Consider the following 18,949-nt stretch of genomic DNA (forward strand, 5'->3'; position numbering starts at 1 on the left):
GAGACAGGGCTTGAGGTGTGGGGCTGAAGGTCGCCGGGGGCTGAGGGCTTGCTTCCGCGGGATGGGCGGGTGCCTTCGCGGCCTGGGCGGTGGTTTCCCCGGGAGGTGGCTCGCTCGCCCGTCCCCCACGCCGGACGGCCCACGCGGCTGCGCGGGCGGCGGGTAGAGGCGGTGATGGCGCGTAGCCGTGACTCGGCTATCGCTCGCTCTGCCGCTGGATCGGGGGTACGCACGCCAGCGACCGTAGGGCTCAGGCAACCGCCGCATCGGGCCCGAACTGCGTTCTGTGGATAAGGGGCAAGGGCAGACGGGAGCTTGTGGATGACGAATTGATCAACAGCGGCTCCGTACCGCCGAGGTCGCGTACATGGTGGCCGACCGCGACGCCAAGGTCGTGGTCGCCGGGCCCAAGTACGCCGCCGCCGTACTGGGAGCCGAGGTCAGCACCGCCGGCCTGGCAGAGGGGCGGCCGCCGGACGCTGGAGACGATCGCGCCGCAGGTCGGGCTGGGCATTGTGTGGGTCAGCTGATCAGGGACGTCACTTGTCCCGCCGATCGGCCCCTCACGGGACAGGCATGTCTGTCGGTTGCGTCCACGGGAGTGGTGTACGAGTTCTGGCAGGTCACAGACGTGGGCAACGGTCATACGGCCATCACGTGACGCTTCCAGGTTCGCCCAAGCGGCCTGTGCAACCGGTGGCTGGTATTCGAGAGCGCGGAAGATCTAGCGGGTGAGGTAGCGCTTGCGGCAGCGGATGGCTTCGCGCCGGACTCGACCGGAGTGCGCGTCTCACGGGGGTGCCCGGCTCTCGCGGTGTGGAGGCCGCAGCCGGTGGCGAGGAGGCGGGTGCGGCCGGCCATCGCAGTGACTTCTTGTGGTTGCCGCTGCCGTGGGCCATCAGGACCAGGGGCGCGCTCGGGTTGCTCTGGAGGCAGGCGACCAGAGAACCCGGGGGGCGTTGCCCATGGTGAGGTAGCGCTCGACTACACCGTTCGACGACGACTCGGTAGTGAGGTGCTGGTCATCGGCGATCTGCCGCCGTGCCGCCGCGAGTGCCCGCCTGCATCAGCCGCTCGAGAACGCAGGCGCACCGCCCATGAGCCGAACCGGTATGGGCGGTGGGCCGTGGCCCGTACTCGGGAGGCAGGTCTCGCCACGGGCTCCCGGTACGAAACCGCCACCTCACCGCGAGGAACTGCTGCCGCAGGTCCGGAATCGGACCTCGCGCACCCAACGCCAAGTGAAGCCGATCAAGGACGCTTATGCGTCGGGGAGGTCGCCACGCGCCATGCCCGATGGCCTGCCGGCCTCACAGGCCGTACTGCAGGCAAACCCTCTGATCTCAACTCGCTGGACGACTGTCCTGTCATGATCAGCGCTGGGCACGAACCTCGCTTCCACCCCGCCCGGCACGCCGTGTCGGCCGAACACGGCCGGCTGCTCATGGATGGTGGTCGGTGGAGACGTACAAGGCGATTGTCTCCATGGCGTTGAGCAGGCGATAGTCGTCGGTCTGCTTCCGTGCGCCGACAACCACCTCCTTGCCCTGCCTGATAGCCGCCATGCAGCCCATGCAAGGATCCATCGTGAGCGGGAAGGTCAGTGCTCGCAGCGCGTGGTACTTCATCAGAAGCCGGCCCCAGTCGGTACTCGGGTCGGGAAAGTCGGGATTCGCGTTCTCGTCCATCACCTTGGCGGCCCGTCGCCGGAGGTCGCCGGCCTCGTCCATCAGGCGCTCGCTCAGCTCGTGCACGGCCTGCCCGCGACGTTCCGCCCTGATCGCCGCAAGGGCTTCGTCGATGTCGGGCCCGTCGAGCTCTGCGGCGCGCACGGCCAGTTCGCAGGCGATGAGCGTCAGCTCCTTCAGATCACCCTCGGGAGGATTCGCGGCGATGGCGGCGACACGGGGATGACGCCCGACCACCTCCCGTAGATCGTCTCTCAGCGTCAACGGAGGTCTGACGGTCGGTTCCTCGTCCTCCTCGGTCTCCATTCTCAGTACGAGGTGCGTTCCCTCTTTCCATGCCTGGTCGACGCGTACGCCGGAGATCTGTTCCGCGAGGGCGAACGACGCGGCCAGCCAGTCGTCTCGCCACTGCTCCGGCGTGACGCCGTAGGTCTGCGCCCAGGCCAGACGTTCCGGCTCGGCCGCCGTGGTGCGCTGCTCGAACGGGTCGAAAAGGCTCTCCAGTTGCCCGTTGACCGCGTAGGTGAACGTCGTGTCGAGCTCCCCGGTCCATGCCATGGACAGGGCCTCGCCGGAGGCTGACAAACGCCGAAGTACGTTACGGTCGGCACCGATGTACCTGGTCAACTCAACGGCTATGAACCAGTCAGCCGACCGGCTGATGAGAACGATGCCCTCGTCCTCGCCGTACAGGTCATAGGAGTCGTAGAGGTCGTCGTAGCCGCCTTCGGCGAGTTGCTCCACCTGCCCGCCGAACACCTGCACAAGGTCATGGATGCCGGCGCCGCGCACCCAGGTGACGCATGCGGGATAATCGAACATGGAGTGAACATGTTCCTTGTAGAACAGAAAGCTCGACATATTTCCAGTTTCGCTGTGGCCATGGCGGCTGAATGACAATGGCGCGGGGGCGAGAACATCCGCCCAAGAGCAGTGGAGTTCCAGATCGCGCATCGTGCGGCTTGCGAGCGGCTTCTGAAGATTGCTCCGTCCCCTGCCCTTTCATCGCCGAAGGCGTTCGTAAGGAACCGCCCGTAGTTCCCAGTGCAACGGGCGTTTCGAAGTCAGGTCCGTACCGGTGATCACCAATCGGTCGTTGGCGAGACTATAGCGTCCGGACAGTAACTGCTCGCCTTTGCTGAGCCACGTCCGCCAGATCCGGATGGTGGCCGTGGCCGGGTCGACCTCGAAATGGTGGGTCTGCCAGGTCAGCCCACTGCGTAGCACCACCTGGTGAGCACGGTTGGGCTCGAAGTAAACGCGCTCGGCCGGGCCGGGCAGGCCCGATGGCTGGAAATCGCCCACGGTCACGTCCCAGGTGCCGTCCAGTGGAGTCGGCAGCCGGTTGTTGTAATTCGCGACATAGAACGAGCAGGAAGCCGCGCCCGCGACCAGGAGCACGACCACACCCGCGTGCGCCCAGCGCAAGCGTGCCCGCCCTTTCGCGGGCGCCACCTTGTTCTGGTCGTGCCAGAACACCGTGAGCAACTCGCGGCGGTGCTGCCACAGCAGGTATCCGGCGCACGCGGCCCCGATCGCGGCGATCAGCATGGCATCGAGCGCGATCGCGTAGGAGACGTTCACCACGGCGATCCCGGCGAGCAGTGGCGCGGCGCCCAAGGCCCCGATCACGGTGGTACGGCGAAATGCCAAGGCCAGCCCGAGACCGATCTGCAGAACCGCTATCAGATTGCCGAGGAACGGTGAGTATCCGAAGTAATACCAGGTCAGCCAGAAACCGCTGACCGTTCCCATGGGCTTGTCGAGCTCGGAATCGAGCACCGTGAACTGAGCGTCGAAGATCTTGGCGAAGCCGTACTGCAGCAGGATCACGGTGACGGTCCACCGGCATATCGAATAGAGAATGGTCCCGCTCTCGGACCGGCCGGCCTCATCGTCACGCTCTGCCGATGGCTCCGTCGTCATGCGTCCTCTCACCTTCAGGTGTCGGCACAATGAAATATCCGAACGCACGATTGATCAAGCAATCACCGCGGACTCGTGCCATCGGCGTACGACCCGAACGTCACGCGGCCGGGGCCAAAAGACGCTGGGCGAAGATATCCGGTGGTCAACGCCCGGCGTTGCGGGCACAGTACGACTGTGCCGGAGAACAACTTTGACGAGCGGACAGCACAGACCTATGAGGCCAAGTGGCCGGAACTGTTCGATCCCGCGGTCGTCGACCCTGCGGTGAGTTTCCTCGCCGAGCTGGCCGGCCCCGGCGGCTCGGCTCTCGAGCTGGGCGTCGGGACCGGGCGCATCGCGTTGCCGCTCAGCCGCCGAGGCGTCCGGGTGCACGGCATCGAGCTGTCGCCCGCGATGGTGGCGCAGCTGCGGACCAAACCGGGCGCGGAGACCGTCGGCGTGACCGTCGGCGACTTCGCCACCACCAGGGCAGGCGGCGACTTCACCCTCGCCTACCTGGTGCGCAACACCATCACGAACCTGACCACGCAGGATGAGCAGGTCGAGTGCTTCCGCACCGTGGCCGCGCAGCTCGAACCCGGCGGTTGTTTCGTCATCGAGGTCTACGTCCCGGAGCTGCGGCGTCTCCCGCCGGGCCAGACCGTCCACCCGTTCACCGTGACACCGGAGCATCTCGGCTTCGAGGAGTACGACGTGGCCTCGCAGATCGCCGTCTCCCACCATTACTGGGTCGTGGACGGCCGGCTGGAGACCCGGTCGTCGCCGCACCGCTACGTCTGGCCGTCCGAGCTCGACCTGATGGCCCGGCTGGCCGGAATGACCTTGCGCGAACGATGGGCCGGTTGGCAGCGGGAGCCCTTCACCAGCGACAGCAGGAGCCACGTATCGGTCTGGCAGAAGGCGTCGTGAGGAAGGCAGGCGCCCCAGGCGGTCGAGTACCGGGTTGTCGGTGGGGCGTGGCATGCTGCGTGGCATGGCGGGAACCGATCCAGCACCTGTGACCCTGGTCGTCGGCGATGAGGAGTTGCTGGCCGAGCGGGCCGTGAGCGAGGTGGTCGCGGCCGCGCGGGCCGCCGATCCCAGCGCGGAGGTGCATGATCTGCTGGGTGGCAAGGTCACGACGGGTGAGCTGGCCCAGATGACCTCGCCGTCGTTGTTCGGCGACCGTTCCGTGGTGGTGATCCGGTCGGCGCAGGACCTGCCGAAGGACGTCATCACCGAGATCGTGGCGTACGCGAAGCAGCCGTCCGACGACACCGTGCTCGTCCTGGCGCACCCCGGCGGGGTCAAGGGGAAGGCGCTGGTCGACGGCGTGAAGAAGGCCGGGGCCAAGGTGATCACGATCAGCAAGGTCACCAAGGCGGGGGAGCGGCTGGAGTTCGTCAAGGGGGAGTTCCGCAGGGCGGGGCGGAAGATCTCCGGTGACGCGGCGCAGGCGCTGCTCGACGCCGTGGGCAACGACCTGCGTGAGCTGGCGGCGGCGTGCAGCCAGCTGGCGTTCGACACGGAAGACAAGACGATCAGTGCGGCGGCCGTCGCCCGCTATCACAAGGGGCGGGCCGAGGTCACCGGGTTCAACGTCGCCGACTCCGCCATCGAAGGGCGGCTGGCCGAGGCGCTGGAGCAGGTGCGCTGGGCGCTCGGCACCGGCGTCGCCCCGGTCCTGCTGGTGAGCGCTCTGGCCAACGGGCTCCGTTCGCTGGCCAAGGTGGCGGGCGCGCCGCGCAACCTCCGTGGCCCCCAGCTGGCCAGTCAGCTCGGCATGCCGCCGTGGAAGGCGGACCGGGTGAAGCGGCAGCTGAACGGCTGGGGCCCGGAAGGGCTCTCGCGTGCGATCCAGGCCGTGGCGACCGCGGACGAGCAGGTGAAGGGCGGGGGAGCGGACCCGGCCTACGCCCTGGAACACGCCATCCAGGTCATCGTGTCCAGCCGCACCGGCCGCTGACCCCACGCACTCGCCGCAACCGCTTCGCCAGGACGAACAGCGGCTTCGCCATGACAAAGCGGTCATAGACCTGTACGGGCCATCGACGGTGCGGCTCTGCAAAGAGTGCGCCGGATCGGGAGGCGCGCACCACCGGGCAGAGCGACGGGGTCAGGCGCGGGTGGTCTCGTGGAGGGCGCCGTCGGCGATCTCCAGGACGCGGTCCGCGAGAGTGATCAGGCTCGGGTCGTGGGTGGCCACCAGCGCCGTGACCCCCTCGCTCCGTACGAGGGCCCGCAGCAGCTCCATGATCTGCCGTCCCGTCTGCGAGTCCAGTTGCCCGGTCGGCTCGTCGGCCACCAGCAGGCGCGGCCGGTTGGCCAGCGACCGGGCGATCGCCACCCGCTGCCGCTGCCCCCCGGACAACTCGTACGGCCGCTGGTTGACGTGGTCGTCCAGCCCCACGAGGGCGAGCAACATCCGTACGCGAGCCTCCCGCTCGGCCACCGGCAGGCGCTTCAGCCGCATCGGCACGCCCACGTTCTCCGCGGCCGACAGCACGGGGATCAGCCCGAACGACTGGAACACGAACCCGACCACGTCCCGGCGCAGCGCGAGCAGCTCGTCCTCGGACATGGCGGTCACCTCGTGCCCGTCCACGACGACCCGCCCGGCGTCGGGCCGGTCCAGGCCGCCGATCTGGTTGAGCAGGGTGGTCTTCCCGGAGCCGGACCGCCCGCGCAGCGCGACCAGCTCGCCGGGGAAGATCGAGAACGACACGTCCCGCAGCGCGACGACCTCCTTGGGCCCGCTCCGGTAGACCTTGCGCAGCCCTTCGACCACGACCAGCGGCGAATCAGTCATCAGTGGGCTCCTCCCGGGCCGGCCACACGCCGATGTGGTCGGATTCGAGTTCGAGGCGCACGCGCCGTTCCATGTCGAGGGCGTTCATGAAGTCGCGCGGCAGCTGCAGCCGCCCCACCCGGTCGAGGACGGCGTACTCCTCGGCGATGATGCGGCCCTCGGCGTCCTCGCGCCGCAGCGTCTCGCTGCTGGTACGCCCGTCGCGGATGCCCACCGTCCGGTCCACCTGCTCGGCCACCAGCGGGTCGTGGGTGACGATGACGACGGTGACGCCGAGCTGCCGGTTCGCGGTGCGCAACGCGTCGAACACCTGCTCCGAGGTCTCGCTGTCGAGCTCACCGGTCGGTTCGTCGGCCAGGATGACCTGCGGGGAGTTGGCGAGGGCGACGGCGATGGCGACGCGTTGCTGCTGCCCGCCGGACATCTCGGGCGTCCTGCGGTCCGCGCAGGAGGCGACGCCGAGCAGTTCCAGCAGCTCGTCCGCGCGCCGCCGCCGCGCCCGGCCGCCGCCGGCCAGCTTCATCGGCAGCTCGACGTTCTCGCGCGCGGTGAGGTACGGCAGCAGGTTCCTGGCCGTCTGCTGCCAGATGAAGCCCACGATCGAACGCCGGTACCGCAGCCGGTCGCGGGCGCTCATCGACAGCAGGTCCATGCCCGCCACCCTGGCCACTCCGGCGGTCGGCACGTCCAGCCCGGACAGCACGTTCAGCAGCGTCGACTTGCCCGAGCCGGACGCGCCGACGATGGCGACCAGCTCGCCCTCGTCGATCACCAGGTCGAGGCCCTGCAAAGCGACGACCTCGACGCCCTCGGTCTTGTAGATGCGGACGAGGTTGTCGCACACGATGTGCGCGTCGCCGCCGAACGCGGCCTTCTTCCGCGTGGCCTTGGCTTCAAGGTCGGACAGGGTCGGATTCATGTGAGGTCCCCCACTCGCAGAACGGCGCCGAGGCCGCGACGGCGGCTGACGACGGTGTGCGCGTACGCGCCGAGCACGGCCGCCGCCGTGAGCCCGGCCGCCAGCGCGGTCGGCAGGAACAGGTCGAGGGAGTAGTCGCCGACGGGCAGGTCGCCGGCGTAGGCGGACAGGTCGACGCCGGGCCCGAGCGCGGCCGGCAGCGCGAGGCCGAGGCCCAGCCCGGCCAGCGCGGTGACCACGATCATAGGCAGGATCTCCAGGACGGTCAGCCGCTGCGCCTGCCGGTCCGACAGCCCCAGCGTGCGCAGGAACGACACCGTCCTGGCCCGCTCGGCCGCCCCGATGACGAGCGACAGCACGACGGCGGCCAGCGCGTACGCGGACAGCGCGGCCGTCACCACGGTCAGCGTCCAGCGCACCGCGCTCGTCAGCGGATCGTCCCTGATGGCCGCCAGAGCCCGCTCCTGCGACTCGACGGTGGCGGAGGGGACGATCGCGGCGAGGTCGGCGAGCGCGGCGTCCCCCTTGACGAGCAGGGTGTTCACGGCGGGCCGCAGCTGGATGTCCAGGGGCACGACGAGGAACTTGCCCTTGGTGAAGAAGCCGGGCACCGCCTCGACCACGCCGCGCGTGGCCAGCTTCACCCGTGACTGCCAGCCGATCTCGAACGTGCCCCGCCCCCGCAGTTCGGGCGAGACCAGCGCGCCGTCGGACAGCGGCGGCAGCACGACCGGGGCGCCGTCGAGGATGTCCCGCCACCCGGCCACGTCCACGGCGATGGCCTCGGCCCGCTCACCGCCGTACCCGACCTGGACCTGGCCCGTCTGCGCGAGCACCACCCGCTCGACGCCCGGGGCCCGGCGGATCCGCTCGACGGCGTCGGCGGGGATCTCCGTCTCCGACGTGATCCGGATCGGCGCCCCCACCTGCTGCCAGGACGCCAGCCGCTGCGTGCCCGCGATCCCGTCGGCGACCACGGCGGCGAACACCGACACCGCCAGCGCCGGCAGCAGGACGAGCACCGGCAGCACGCTCCCGGACCGCGTCCTGGCCGCCCCGGTCAGCCCCAGGAACGCCACCGCGGCCCGCCCCCGTGCGGCCAGCCGCACGAACAGCCGCAGCGGGTACGGGTAGCAGCGCAACGTCACGAGCGCCGCCGCCACCGTCAGCGCGACCGGCACCACCAGCAGGAACGGGTCCTGCTCGCCGGAGGTCGTCAGCCCGCGCGCCCGCAGCAGGTACGCCCCCGCCAGCGCCAGCACCACGACCAGCGCCTCCAGCGTGATCCGCCGGGCGCCGGGCCGGGCCGCGACCACGTCGTCACGCCGCTCGGGCAGCGGCCGGCGATGCGTCAGAGCGGTGCGCGCGGCGCAGACCCCGACGGCCACGACCACCACCACGAGCGGCCCGGCGTGCACGACCGGCAGCAGGGGCCCCGGCACCAGGTACGACAGCGCGTACCCGGCCACCGCCGCGGGAGCCGTCGCGATCGCGGTCAGCGCCGCCGCCGTGCCCGCCACCTGCCGCAGCGACCCGCCGCGCGCCCGCGCCAGCGAGAGAGTGCGGTCCATCCGGTCACCCAGCAGCCGCACGGTCAGCACGATCACGCCCAGCGCGACCGCGAGCAGCCCGCCGAGAACGAGGGACATGACGGTCTGCGCGGCCGACAGCGCCGCCAGGAAGTCTCCCAGCAGCTCGGTGAGCCCGCTCTCCAGGCTGTACGAGCCCGAGGCGGCCGTGGACTGCAGCAGGACCGCCCGGCCGAACTCGCCGACCGCCGTCCGCAGCTCAGGCGCGGCCAAGGCCGTCGCCGCCGCCGGCTCCACCGGCAGCACCCACCGGTACGTCAGGTTGCGTCCCTCGCCGCTGAGCTCGCCCAGCCCGGCGTCGGAGATCAGCGCGGTGAGGTGCTTCTCGGTGTCCGTCGCGCCGGGCGGCAGGGTCTCGATGACGTGCAGGACGTCGGAGTTGTGCGACCAGTAGCGGTCGGAGGGGTCTTTCGCCTCGAAGGCGCCGACGATCTTCACGGCGGCGTGGTCGTGCTCGCCGATCATCTTCGTCTCGCCCACGCGCATGCCCATCTTGCGCAGCGCCTCGCGGGACAGGCCGCCCTCGAACACGGGGACGGTCGCGCCCTCGTACCGCATCGTGGACGGCGCCGCGGGGGCGCGGCCCTCGACCCAGGTCACCCGCCGGTCGGCGTCGGACAACCAGCCCAGGTTGAGGTACGTCCAGCCGCCCGTGCCGGTGAGCGGCGTGAGCGTCGTCTTGGCGCTCATGTGGCTGGTGCCCGTGCCGGCGGGCTGGATCAGGGGTCGCAGCGCGGCGGGCAGGATCTGCCGCCACCGGCGGTCGCGGATGTCGAACTGGCCGCGTTCGCGAAGGTCCTGTTCCGCGCCGCGGGACGTCGTGGTCACCGTCAGGTCGGCCGTCACGGCCGGCGCCGTGCCCAGAGCGCGCCGCAGCGCCTCGTCGTACGACGTCTGCGCCGCCTTGGGCAGCCCCGCGACCAGCACGCAGGCGCTCAACGTCAGCACGGAGAGCACGGCCATCGTGCCCAGGTGCACGCGGGCGAGCAGCCCGATCCTCACTGTTCCTCCCGAAGAGCGTGCCCCCGGCCGCGCAGGCTCCGCGCCAGCCCGGCGACGATCGCGAGCAGCACCGCGGCCACCAGCACGAGCATGACGCAGGCGGCCGCCCATGGGATGTCCAGCAGCACGCCCGGGGTGACGGCCGCCGCCTGCCCGGTCAGCACGACGTGCGGCACCACCAGCACCCCGACGACCACCGCGAGCACGGTGCCGGCCACCAGCGACAGCCCGATGACGAACGTCTGCTCCACGGCCAGCATCCCGAACACCTGCCGCGCGCTCACCCCGAGCGCCCGCAGGATCGCGAACTCGGCCGTCCGCTCCCGCGCCGCGACCACCGCGTTCACCAGGAACCCGAGCACCGCGAACACCAGCGCCGCCGCGAACCCCAGCATCAGCGCCCCCTGCAGTCCGCTCGCGAGAGGGTCGTCCCGCAGCCGGGTGGCCAGTTCTCGCTGGTCGACCGCGGTGACGTCCCACTCGGGGTGCCGCTTCAGCGTGGCCGTCGCGGCGGTGCTGTCGGCGGTGGCGAGCCACCACTCCGTGGCGGGCCGGGGCGGCTGCCCCGCGGCCAGCTCCGACGCCTGCAGCGTCTCCCAGTCGGCGAGTACGGCCGGCTGCCCCGCCGAGGTCGCCGGCATGCTCTCCACGACGCCCACGACCTTGACCGGCATCACCCGGCGGTCGATGCTGGCCCGTCCCTCCTGGCCGACGCCGAGCTTGAGCGAGGCGGCCAGGTCCGCGGTGAGCACGACGGGCAGCGGTCCCGGCGCGGGCGACGGCGTGAACGCGGCCGCGGCGGGCCGGTCGCCGCGCACGGTCATCGACAGGGCGGGCGGCGCGACCTCCCGCCCGTCGGCGCTCAGCCCGATGAGCCGGAGGGTGGCGGTCTCCTCGACCGCGCCCGCGACCAGCCCGCGCAACGCCACCGGGTACGTGATCTCCCCGGCCCGTCCGGCGAGCGCCCGCAGGTCGACCTCCATCCGGTTCGACCCCGGCGTCAGCACGCCGAGCGACACGTCGCGCCAGACGCCGAGCCCGTCGGAGAGCACCAGCCGCAGCGGCAGCGCCGCGTCCACCTCGGCCCGCAGCGTCAGCGTGGCGGGGCGCCCCGGCAGCTCCAGCTTGCCCGCCCGGGGTCCCGCCAGCCCGCGCGACAACTCCGCGACCGGCTGCGCCGACAGGTCGGGACGCAGGTGGAACAGCTCGCCCAGCTTGCCCGCGTCGAGCGCGAGCAGCGTCGCGATCTCCCCGCTCACCTCGTTCTGCCCGTGGAAGGCGGGGGAGGCCGCCGTGACGCCCGGCAGGGCCGTGAACGCCGTGCCGCGCCCCAGCGTTCCCAGCTCCGGCCCCTCCGACGGCCCGGACAGCCGCAGGTCGGCCCCCGCCTGGTGGCGGGCCTGGTCGAGCTGCGAGGTCCGCCACGTGGACGCCGTGGCCATGGAGACGATGCCGATCGCGACGGCCATCGTCAGCAGCAGCGCCGGCCCGGCGTACGTCAGGGGCCGCCTGCTGACCTGCCAGGCCCCGAGCGCCGGGGCGAGCGCCGGCCGCCGTGCGGTCAGCCGCGCGGCCGCCTTCGAGATGCGCGGCACCAGTCGCAGGCCCAGCATGCCGCCGGTGAGCAGGGCCAGCGCGGGCCCGGAGATGATGAGCGGGTCGATGCCGAGCCCGCCGGCCACCGTCGCGGTCACGGGCGCGCCGTAGTGCTGGAGCTGCCAGATGGCGAGCCCGGCCACGACCAGCAGCGCCAGGTCGGCGCCCGCCCGTTCGACCAGCCCGCGCCCGCCGCCGCGCCCGCGCGCCGACTGCTCCTCCACGTACGTGCGCCGCGCCCCCGCCAGCGCGGGCAGCGCCAGCAGCCCGGCAGCGGCCAGCGCCACCCCGAACGAGACCAGGAATGAGCCCAGGTCGGCCGCCGGCTCCAGCCGCACGCCCGAGGCCCTGATCCACGGCAGCGCGCTGACCAGCGCCAGCAGCGGCGGTCCCAGGAACGGCGCCGCGACCGCGCACGGCAGCGCCACCAGCAGCGCCTCCCCGCCCGCCAGCGCCGCGAGCCGCCCGGTGCCCGCGCCGCGCGAGCGCAGCAGCGCCACCTCCATGCGGCGGTGGTCGGCCAGCAGCCGCGCGGTGAGCATCAGCGCGTACCCGGCCAGCAGCAGGAGCTGGAGCACCGGGATCAGCATGGTGGAGCGAGCCACCAGCGAGGCGGTGTCGAGCTGGGTGAGCATCCGCGGCAGGTCGCCGGCGGCCACGCAGGGGCCGCAGCCGGCCGCCTCCAGTCGTTCGCCGATCCCGGCGACCGCGCCGGCCATCGGGCCCAGCTGCTCGGGGGTGACCTCGCGCAGGTCGGGCTCGGCCGTCCAGGTCGCGTTGACGTTCGTCGCGAACCGCGCCATGAACGTCTCCCGCGCCACCATCAGCGGCCCGTACGTGGTGAACTCGCCGCGCTCGACGCCCCGGGCGAGCAGCTGCTCGCCTGCCCAGCGCTCACCGGAGGGATCGCCGAGCTGGAACACGCCGGTGACGCGCACCCGGACCGGGCGCGGGTCGAGCCGGCCGCGCACGGTGAACTCACGCCCCGCCTCGAACCCCGTCGCCGAGGCGGCCGACTGGGAGATCGCCGCCTCGACCGGGCTCCCGCCGGGACGCGGCCAGGCGCCGGAGACCAGCCTGGCGTGCCGGTCGAACCCGTCGTAGCTGCCGAACCTGAGCAGCTCCGGCCGCTCCCGGCCCTCCTGACCGGGCATGACGTAGGAGTCGGAGCGGAAGCTGGTGGTGATCGCGGGCGGCCGGGTGTAGGCCCGGGCGAACTCCGCGCGTACGGCCGCGTCGAAGCGGGGGAACGTCTCTGCGGTCACGGGCGCGCTGACGGTGGCCGCGGTCTGCCGGTACGAGGCCGTCTCCATCGTCCTGCGCACGCCGGCGTCGGCGATGGAGGAGGCGTACATCGTCAGCGCCACCAGCGTGGTGGTGGCCAGCAGGATCGAGCCGAAGGCGGCCAAGAGCAACAGCGGCTCGCTGAAGGCCCTTTTCACGACCAACGGCGCCCGCATGTGTCCCCTTCCCCCCGGATCACTGCACTTTCGGGCACCTGTGAGGTGAGGGGCAAGAAGGCCAGGACAACGGTGACGCAGCCGAGACGCTGCGGCGATGCCGACGTGATATCAAAAACGTGACAAACGGCACTGGAAATACAGAAAACGCCGCACTCATGGAGAGTGCGGCGTCTGTCGAACCCGCCGGCCGGTCATGCCGACCTGCGCCGACGCGGATCTACTTGGCTCTACTTGGCGGCCAGCGACGCGGCCTGCCGAGCGATCGCGGACTTGCGGTTGGCGGCCTGGTTCTTGTGGATGACGCCCTTGCTGGCGGCCTTGTCGAGCTGGCGGGCCGCGACGCGCTGCAGCGCGACGGCCTGCTCGACGTCGCCCTGCTCGGCGGCCTCGCGGAACTTGCGGACGGCCGTCTTCAGAGAGGACTTGACCGCCTTGTTACGCAGACGAGCCTTCTCGTTCTGCTTGTTGCGCTTGATCTGGGACTTGATGTTCGCCACGAAGAAGCCTCGGTGAAAGTCTGGTGATGGATGGGGCGCGCGGGCTCGAGAGAGGGCGCGCCACACGCAGTTGAACAGGTTACCAATAACCCAGGCGGCTGCTCAAATCAACGGCCTGGGCGAATGGATGCTCACGACAGTGTACGTCCCCCGGAGCCCAAGGTCACCCACCGTGTCGTGTACTCCCGCCAGTCCTCCTCGGTGGCGGCGAAGTCGACGTACAGGGCCAGGCCGAACCCCTCGCGGCGGCCGTGCTCCGACAGCGCCAGCCGCGCCCCTTCGGCCGCCGTCGCCACGCTCTCGGCGGCGTCGGCCCAGGGCACCCCGTGGTCGTGGTAGGCGGGCGCGCCGATGAGCAGCTGCTTGTCCTCGGGGACGAGATCCAGGCCCAGCGCGGCCTGGCGGGCGACGTGGCCGCCGTACAGCGCCTGGGCCGGCAGGAAGGAGTCGTAGGTCATGACGGCGACCTGGTCGACGCGGGCGACGACCTGGCTGAAGTAACCCTTCGACCAGTATTTGTCGTGGCCGAGGACCGCGCGCGTCGCCAGGCGCATGCCGGCGTACGGCTCGATCTGCGGGACCGAGGTGGACAGCAGGGTCGTGTGGCGGCGGGTGCGTTCGAGCAGGTCGAGGAACTCCTCGTCGCCGTCGCCGACCGGCTCGAAGTTGTAGTGGATGCCGTCGTAGCCCTGGGCCATGATGGCGGCGACGCCGGCCAGGACGTTCGTGCGCGCGGCGGGGTCGTCGAGGTCGAGGCCGTTCTTGACGGCCTGTCCGAGCCAGGCGGAGACGCGGACGTTGGGGAGGTGCTTATGCATCCATTGGACGAAATTTCGGGCGTTGGGGTACTTGGCGGGATCTAATCGTCCATCCCATTCGAACGGGCCGGAATGGACGTACACCTCCTTGACCCCCGTGCCGCGCAGCCGTACGGCCAGCTCCTGAACATCGCGCTCCGTGCGGCGGCCGTCGACCCACATGTGGCCCATCCACAAGGCGTCGTGGCCGGTGCTCATCGCCCAGGTAGCCGGGGCACCGGTAAACTGGAGGCGGAGCGCCGCGGCGAGGAGGCCGCCCAGCGCGACCACGGCGGCCAAGGCGAGCACCAGCGCGCGCAGGCCGTGTCGGATGACGGTTCGGGCATTCACCCGGGCATGTCACCATGAAAGACTGCTTGCCCTCAACCCTGTCGAAACGGACTTCGGTGCGCACTCAGCCTGGCCAGACCGACCCCGCGTTGATCCGCAACTTCTGCATCATCGCGCACATCGACCATGGCAAGTCGACCCTTGCCGACCGGATGCTCCAGATCACCGGCGTCGTGGACGACCGCGCCATGCGGGCCCAATACCTCGACAGGATGGACATCGAGCGCGAACGCGGCATCACGATCAAGTCGCAGGCCGTGCGGCTGCCATGGGACGACCACGTCCTCAACATGATCGACACGCCCGGCCACGTCGACTTCACCTACGAGGTGTCGCGGTCGCTGCAGGCGTGCGAGGGCGCGATCCTGCTGGTCGACGCCGCCCAGGGCATCGAGGCGCAGACGCTGGCCAACCTCTACCTGGCCATGAACGCCGACCTGCACATCATCCCCGTCCTCAACAAGATCGACCTGCCGGCGGCGCAGCCGGAGAAGTTCGCCGAGGAGCTCGCGGGGCTGATCGGGTGCGATCCGTCAGACGTGCTGAAGGTGTCGGGCAAGACCGGCGAGGGCGTACGCGAGCTGCTCGACCACGTGGTCGCGACGGTGCCCGCCCCGGTGGGCGACGCCGACGCCGCCGCCCGTGCGCTCATCTTCGACTCCGTCTACGACACCTACCGCGGCGTGGTGACGTACGTCCGGGTGGTCGACGGCCATCTGGGCAAGCGCGAGCGCATCCTCATGATGTCGACCGACGCCACCCACGAGACGCTGGAGATCGGCGTCATCTCGCCCGAGCCGAAGCCCGCCGACCTGGGGCTCGGTGTCGGCGAGGTGGGCTACTTGATCACCGGCGTGAAGGACGTGCGCCAGTCGCGCGTCGGTGACACCGTCACCTCTGCGGCCAAGCCCGCGGGCGACATGCTGGCCGGCTACGAGCACCCGAAGCCGATGGTCTTCTCCGGCCTGTATCCGATCGACGGCGACGAATACCCCGAGCTGCGCGAGGCCCTCGACAAGCTGCAGCTCAACGACGCGGCGCTGGTCTACGAGCCGGAGACCTCGGCCGCGCTCGGCTTCGGCTTCCGCGTCGGCTTCCTCGGGCTGCTGCACATGGAGATCGTGCGCGAGCGGCTGGAGCGGGAGTTCGGGCTGTCGCTGATCTCCACGGCGCCCAACGTGATCTATCGCGTGGTCATGGAGGACGGCAAGGAGCTCACGGTCACCAACCCGTCGGAGTTCCCGACGGGCGGCAAGATCGCGCAGGTCTTCGAGCCGGTCACCAAGTCCACGATCCTGGCGCCGTCCGAGTTCATCGGGGCGATCATGGAGATCTGCCAGGGGCGGCGCGGCCAGCTCCTCGGCATGGACTACCTGTCGGAGGACCGCGTCGAGATCCGCTACACGCTGCCGCTCGGCGAGATCATCTTCGACTTCTTCGACCAGCTCAAGTCGCGCACCCGCGGCTACGCCTCGCTCGACTACGAGCCGGCCGGCGAGCAGGAGTCCGACCTGGTCAAGGTCGACATCCTGCTGCAGGGCGAGCCGGTCGACGCCTTCAGCGCCATCGTGCACAAGGACAAGGCGTACGCCTACGGCGTCGACATGGCCAAGAAGCTGCGCGAGCTGATCCCGCGGCAGCAGTTCGAGGTGCCGATCCAGGCGGCCATCGGGGCCCGGGTCATCGCCCGCGAGAACATCCGCGCCATCCGCAAGGACGTCCTGGCCAAGTGCTACGGCGGTGACATCTCCCGTAAGCGCAAGCTGCTGGAGAAGCAGAAGGAAGGCAAGAAGCGGATGAAGATGGTCGGCCGGGTCGAGGTGCCGCAGGAGGCCTTCGTCGCCGCGCTGTCCACCGACTCCAGCGCCGACAAGGCCAAGAAGTAGGCGTCACCGCTGGACTAATCTGAAAAGCATGGAAGTGGTGTATACGGCGCGCATGGTCCTATCCAGGGTCACAATGGACGATCTGGACGCCGTCCACGAGATCCACTCCGACCCTTTGACCAGCGTGTACCACCCCGGCGGCCCGGTCACCGACCGGGAGTCGAGCCGGGCCATGCTCGACCTGTGGCTGGCCGACTGGTCCCAGCGCGGCATCGGCTACTGGGCGGCCCGGCTCAAGGGCCAGGACGACGTGCTCGGCTTCGGCGGGCTGCGCCGGGCGATGGTGGACGGCCAAGAGGTGCTCAACCTGTACTACCGCTTCCGTCCGTCGGCCTGGGGCCACGGGTACGCGGTCGAGCTCGCCCGCGCCGCCCTGCGCGTCGGCAAGGCCCTCGGGCCCGTCGTGGCGGTGATCCGCGACGTCAACGAGCCGTCCCATCGGGTGGCCGAGCGGGTGGGCATGCGCAGGGACCGGACGATCCCGTACGGCGGCGTGCCGAGCGACGTCTACGTCGCCTAGTTCAGCTACGTCGCCTAGTTCCGCGCGGGACGCGCCCGCCACAGGTACGCCGACAGCACCGCCACACCCGTCACCCCCTGGGCCAGCAGGTACGGCCCCAGGTCGGCGACCGGCGACGTCATCGCGGTGAGCGCGGGCAGGCAGCCCAGCAACGCCAGGTCGGGCCCGGTGAACGCCCAGAACACCGCACCGGTCGGGACCGCGCCCGCACCCGTCTCCAGCACCGGCAGCGAGTGGTCGATCGGCGGCCGCCTGGCCAGCCGCAACGCCCCGGCGGCCAGTGCCGGCGCCATCAGCGGCCCGAACGCCCACCAGCCCCCGGCATCCGGTACCGCGCCCGCCATGGGGATGGCGGCGAGCACGACCAGGGCCGCGGTCGCCCAGACGCCGCCCAGCAGGGCGGGCAGCACCGCGCGGGCGGCCAGGGCGGGGCGCAATCCCACGCCGGTCAGCCTGGCCAGCCCCGGGTTGTCGGCGTCGCGGCGGGCTCCCGACACGGCCGTGGCGGTCACGCCCAGCGCGCCGCCCAGCACGGCGACGCCCAGCACCGCCGGGGAGCCGCCCGCCTGCACCAGCACCGCCGGCAGCGCGGCCGTCGCCGCGATCAGAGCGAGCCGGCCCGGCCTGCGGGCCACCCGCGCCCAGTCGGCCCACGCCAGCGCGAGCGGCGCCGGCAGCTTCGGCCAGCGCCGGGAGGCGAGCGTCCTCGACCGCCAGTGGTTGTCCTCGGCGACCCATGTGAGCACGCTCGGGTCGAGCCCCACGGTCGCGTTCGCCACGTGGCCGGCCCGGGTGGAGGCGGTCACGAGCTCGCGCGCCGGGATCCGGTCGAGCGACACCCACGCCCGCCTGGCCAGCACCCCGGAGACCGCCACGGCCCCGGCGACGGCGGCGGCGATCGCGGCCGGCGGAGCGCTCGCGGCGACGGCGAGCACCGCACGGAGCTGACCGCTCACGGCCACCACGGCCAGCGCCAGCAGCGCGGCCACCGTCGCCGTCAGCCAGAACTGCCACGTCTGCGACGACTGCCCGAGCACGGCCAGCGCCATCCCGCCGACGGTCGCCGACACGCCGAGGACCAGAGCGCCGAGCACCCGCCACACGAGCTGGTCGGGCGCGCCCAGCACCGCCGGCAGCGCCACGCCCAGCAGCAGCCCCGCCACGAGCGCGACCAGGCCCAGCACCCGTGCGGAACGGCCCAGCATGCTCCGCCGGTGCAACGGCGTGAGCAGCAGCCACGAGGCGTCGGCCGGGGGCACGAAGACCGGTCCCGCCGCGCGGGCGGCCGCCAGCAGACCGGCCACCAAGACGGCCAGCAGTGCCACCCCCGCTCCCGTGCGTGCCGGATCGACCGGCTCGGCCAGCCCGGCGAGCACGCCGGACACCGGCTGACCGGCCACGGCGACGATCATGATGAGCCCGAAGACGGCGACGTAACGGTCGACCAGACCGGCGGATCCGCGCCCGCGCGAGCGCAGGAACGCCCGTACCTCCCGTACGCGGGTCATGCGGTCACCCCCGTCGGCGAGACCTGGCGGGCGCGCTCGGCGAGGCCGGGATCGTGGGTGGCCATGAGGACGGTGCCGCCCTCGCGCGCGTACTCCTCCAGCAGGTCGCCCAGGCGGGCGCGGAAGGCGGCGTCGAGGCCGCGTTCCGGCTCGTCGAGCAGCAGCAGCGTGCTCGGCCTGAGCAGCGTCGCGGCCAGCGACAGGCGCTGGCGCTGGCCGGTGGACAGGTTGAGCGGCACCGCGTCGGCCCGCTCCACCAGCGCGAACTCCTCCAGCGCCGCCTCCACCGTCATCCGGGCCTCGGCGTGCACGGCTCCCACCAGCTCGAGGTGTTCGCGGGTGGTGAGCGCGGGATACCAGGCCGGCTCCTCGAACAGCAGCCCCACCCGGCCCCAGAACCTGTCTCTTATACACCT

At 71.3% G+C, this 18,949-nt stretch carries 15 protein-coding genes; 4 read left to right on the forward strand and 11 right to left on the reverse strand.

Translation table 11 applies throughout. The annotated features are described in order from the left end of the window. Positions 1-1,022: 1,022 nt before the first annotated feature. The 3 genes from C1J01_RS53820 to C1J01_RS32590 all read right to left on the reverse strand — a co-directional run bounded on the left by C1J01_RS53820 (position 1,023) and on the right by C1J01_RS32590 (position 3,614). Complete coding sequence (locus C1J01_RS53820; protein WP_181449080.1) at positions 1,023-1,241, reverse strand: transposase; 219 nt, start codon at positions 1,239-1,241, stop codon at positions 1,023-1,025. Positions 1,242-1,442: 201 nt separating this feature from the next. Further along, the gene (locus C1J01_RS32585) at positions 1,443-2,549 is read right to left on the reverse strand and encodes a DUF6461 domain-containing protein (RefSeq protein WP_111182807.1); all 1,107 of its coding nucleotides are present in this window, start codon (positions 2,547-2,549) and stop codon (positions 1,443-1,445) included. A 141-nt stretch (positions 2,550-2,690) separates the two neighbouring features. Next, a complete protein-coding gene (locus C1J01_RS32590) occupies positions 2,691-3,614 on the reverse strand; it encodes a hypothetical protein (RefSeq protein WP_111182808.1) in 924 nt (307 codons plus the stop codon). Between the two features lie 177 nt (positions 3,615-3,791). On the opposite strand from C1J01_RS32590, the gene C1J01_RS32595 reads away from it, so the two are divergent. Together C1J01_RS32595 and holA are read left to right on the forward strand one after the other, a co-directional pair. Beyond that, entirely contained in the window at positions 3,792-4,526 is a 735-nt protein-coding gene (locus tag C1J01_RS32595; RefSeq protein ID WP_111182809.1) for a class I SAM-dependent DNA methyltransferase, read from the forward strand. 64 nt (positions 4,527-4,590) lie between these two features. Continuing rightward, entirely contained in the window at positions 4,591-5,562 is a 972-nt protein-coding gene (gene holA, locus C1J01_RS32600) for a DNA polymerase III subunit delta (RefSeq protein ID WP_111182818.1), read from the forward strand. 150 nt (positions 5,563-5,712) lie between these two features. On the opposite strand, the gene C1J01_RS32605 is transcribed toward holA, so the two are convergent. From C1J01_RS32605 to C1J01_RS32630, 6 genes are all read right to left on the reverse strand, one after another. Continuing rightward, entirely contained in the window at positions 5,713-6,405 is a 693-nt protein-coding gene (locus C1J01_RS32605) for an ABC transporter ATP-binding protein (protein WP_181449082.1), read from the reverse strand. Further along, a complete protein-coding gene (locus tag C1J01_RS32610) occupies positions 6,398-7,324 on the reverse strand; it encodes an ABC transporter ATP-binding protein (RefSeq protein ID WP_111182810.1) in 927 nt (308 codons plus the stop codon). Before C1J01_RS32610 ends, C1J01_RS32605 begins: the two co-directional genes overlap by 8 nt. After that, a complete protein-coding gene (locus C1J01_RS32615) occupies positions 7,321-9,915 on the reverse strand; it encodes an FtsX-like permease family protein (RefSeq protein ID WP_111182811.1) in 2,595 nt (864 codons plus the stop codon). The genes C1J01_RS32610 and C1J01_RS32615 overlap by 4 nt, the downstream gene beginning before the upstream one ends. Continuing rightward, positions 9,912-12,971: an FtsX-like permease family protein gene (locus tag C1J01_RS32620; RefSeq protein WP_111182812.1), complete on the reverse strand. Its 3,060-nt coding sequence runs from the start codon at positions 12,969-12,971 to the stop codon at positions 9,912-9,914. The genes C1J01_RS32615 and C1J01_RS32620 overlap by 4 nt, the downstream gene beginning before the upstream one ends. A gap of 230 nt (positions 12,972-13,201) precedes the next feature. Continuing rightward, positions 13,202-13,471 carry a 30S ribosomal protein S20 gene (gene rpsT / locus C1J01_RS32625; protein ID WP_111182813.1) on the reverse strand — a complete coding sequence of 90 codons (270 nt, stop codon included), beginning with the start codon at positions 13,469-13,471 and terminating at the stop codon, positions 13,202-13,204. Positions 13,472-13,602: 131 nt separating this feature from the next. Further along, complete coding sequence (locus C1J01_RS32630) at positions 13,603-14,619, reverse strand: glycoside hydrolase family 18 protein (protein WP_111182814.1); 1,017 nt, start codon at positions 14,617-14,619, stop codon at positions 13,603-13,605. Positions 14,620-14,633: 14 nt separating this feature from the next. Between C1J01_RS32630 and lepA the strand changes: the two genes are divergently transcribed. Continuing rightward, complete coding sequence (lepA, locus tag C1J01_RS32635; protein ID WP_111182815.1) at positions 14,634-16,505, forward strand: translation elongation factor 4; 1,872 nt, start codon at positions 14,634-14,636, stop codon at positions 16,503-16,505. Positions 16,506-16,557: 52 nt separating this feature from the next. After that, a complete protein-coding gene (locus tag C1J01_RS32640; RefSeq protein WP_111182816.1) occupies positions 16,558-17,025 on the forward strand; it encodes a GNAT family N-acetyltransferase in 468 nt (155 codons plus the stop codon). A gap of 14 nt (positions 17,026-17,039) precedes the next feature. On the opposite strand, the gene C1J01_RS32645 is transcribed toward C1J01_RS32640, so the two are convergent. Together C1J01_RS32645 and C1J01_RS32650 are read right to left on the reverse strand one after the other, a co-directional pair. Beyond that, a complete protein-coding gene (locus C1J01_RS32645) occupies positions 17,040-18,533 on the reverse strand; it encodes a DUF6297 family protein (protein WP_146615805.1) in 1,494 nt (497 codons plus the stop codon). Beyond that, positions 18,530-18,949, reverse strand: a 420-nt coding sequence (locus tag C1J01_RS32650; RefSeq protein ID WP_146615806.1) for an ABC transporter ATP-binding protein, incomplete at its 5' end; no start/stop codon positions are given. The genes C1J01_RS32645 and C1J01_RS32650, both read right to left, overlap by 4 nt.

This window comes from Nonomuraea aridisoli (assembly GCF_003236395.1).
GTDB classification, from domain to species: Bacteria; Actinomycetota; Actinomycetes; order Streptosporangiales; family Streptosporangiaceae; genus Nonomuraea; species Nonomuraea aridisoli.

Bases quoted from the DNA above. Each gene is read 5' to 3' on its own strand.
- C1J01_RS32585 (WP_111182807.1), bottom strand. From the start codon at position 2,549: ATGTCGAGCTTTCTGTTCTACAAGGAACATGTTCACTCCATGTTCGAT.
- C1J01_RS32590 (WP_111182808.1), bottom strand. From the start codon at position 3,614: ATGACGACGGAGCCATCGGCAGAGCGTGACGATGAGGCCGGCCGGTCC.
- holA (WP_111182818.1), top strand. From the start codon at position 4,591: ATGGCGGGAACCGATCCAGCACCTGTGACCCTGGTCGTCGGCGATGAG.
- C1J01_RS32605 (WP_181449082.1), bottom strand. From the start codon at position 6,405: ATGACTGATTCGCCGCTGGTCGTGGTCGAAGGGCTGCGCAAGGTCTAC.
- C1J01_RS32610 (WP_111182810.1), bottom strand. From the start codon at position 7,324: ATGAATCCGACCCTGTCCGACCTTGAAGCCAAGGCCACGCGGAAGAAG.
- C1J01_RS32620 (WP_111182812.1), bottom strand. From the start codon at position 12,971: ATGCGGGCGCCGTTGGTCGTGAAAAGGGCCTTCAGCGAGCCGCTGTTG.
- lepA (WP_111182815.1), top strand. From the start codon at position 14,634: ATGAAAGACTGCTTGCCCTCAACCCTGTCGAAACGGACTTCGGTGCGC.
- C1J01_RS32640 (WP_111182816.1), top strand. From the start codon at position 16,558: ATGGTCCTATCCAGGGTCACAATGGACGATCTGGACGCCGTCCACGAG.
- C1J01_RS32645 (WP_146615805.1), bottom strand. From the start codon at position 18,533: ATGACCCGCGTACGGGAGGTACGGGCGTTCCTGCGCTCGCGCGGGCGC.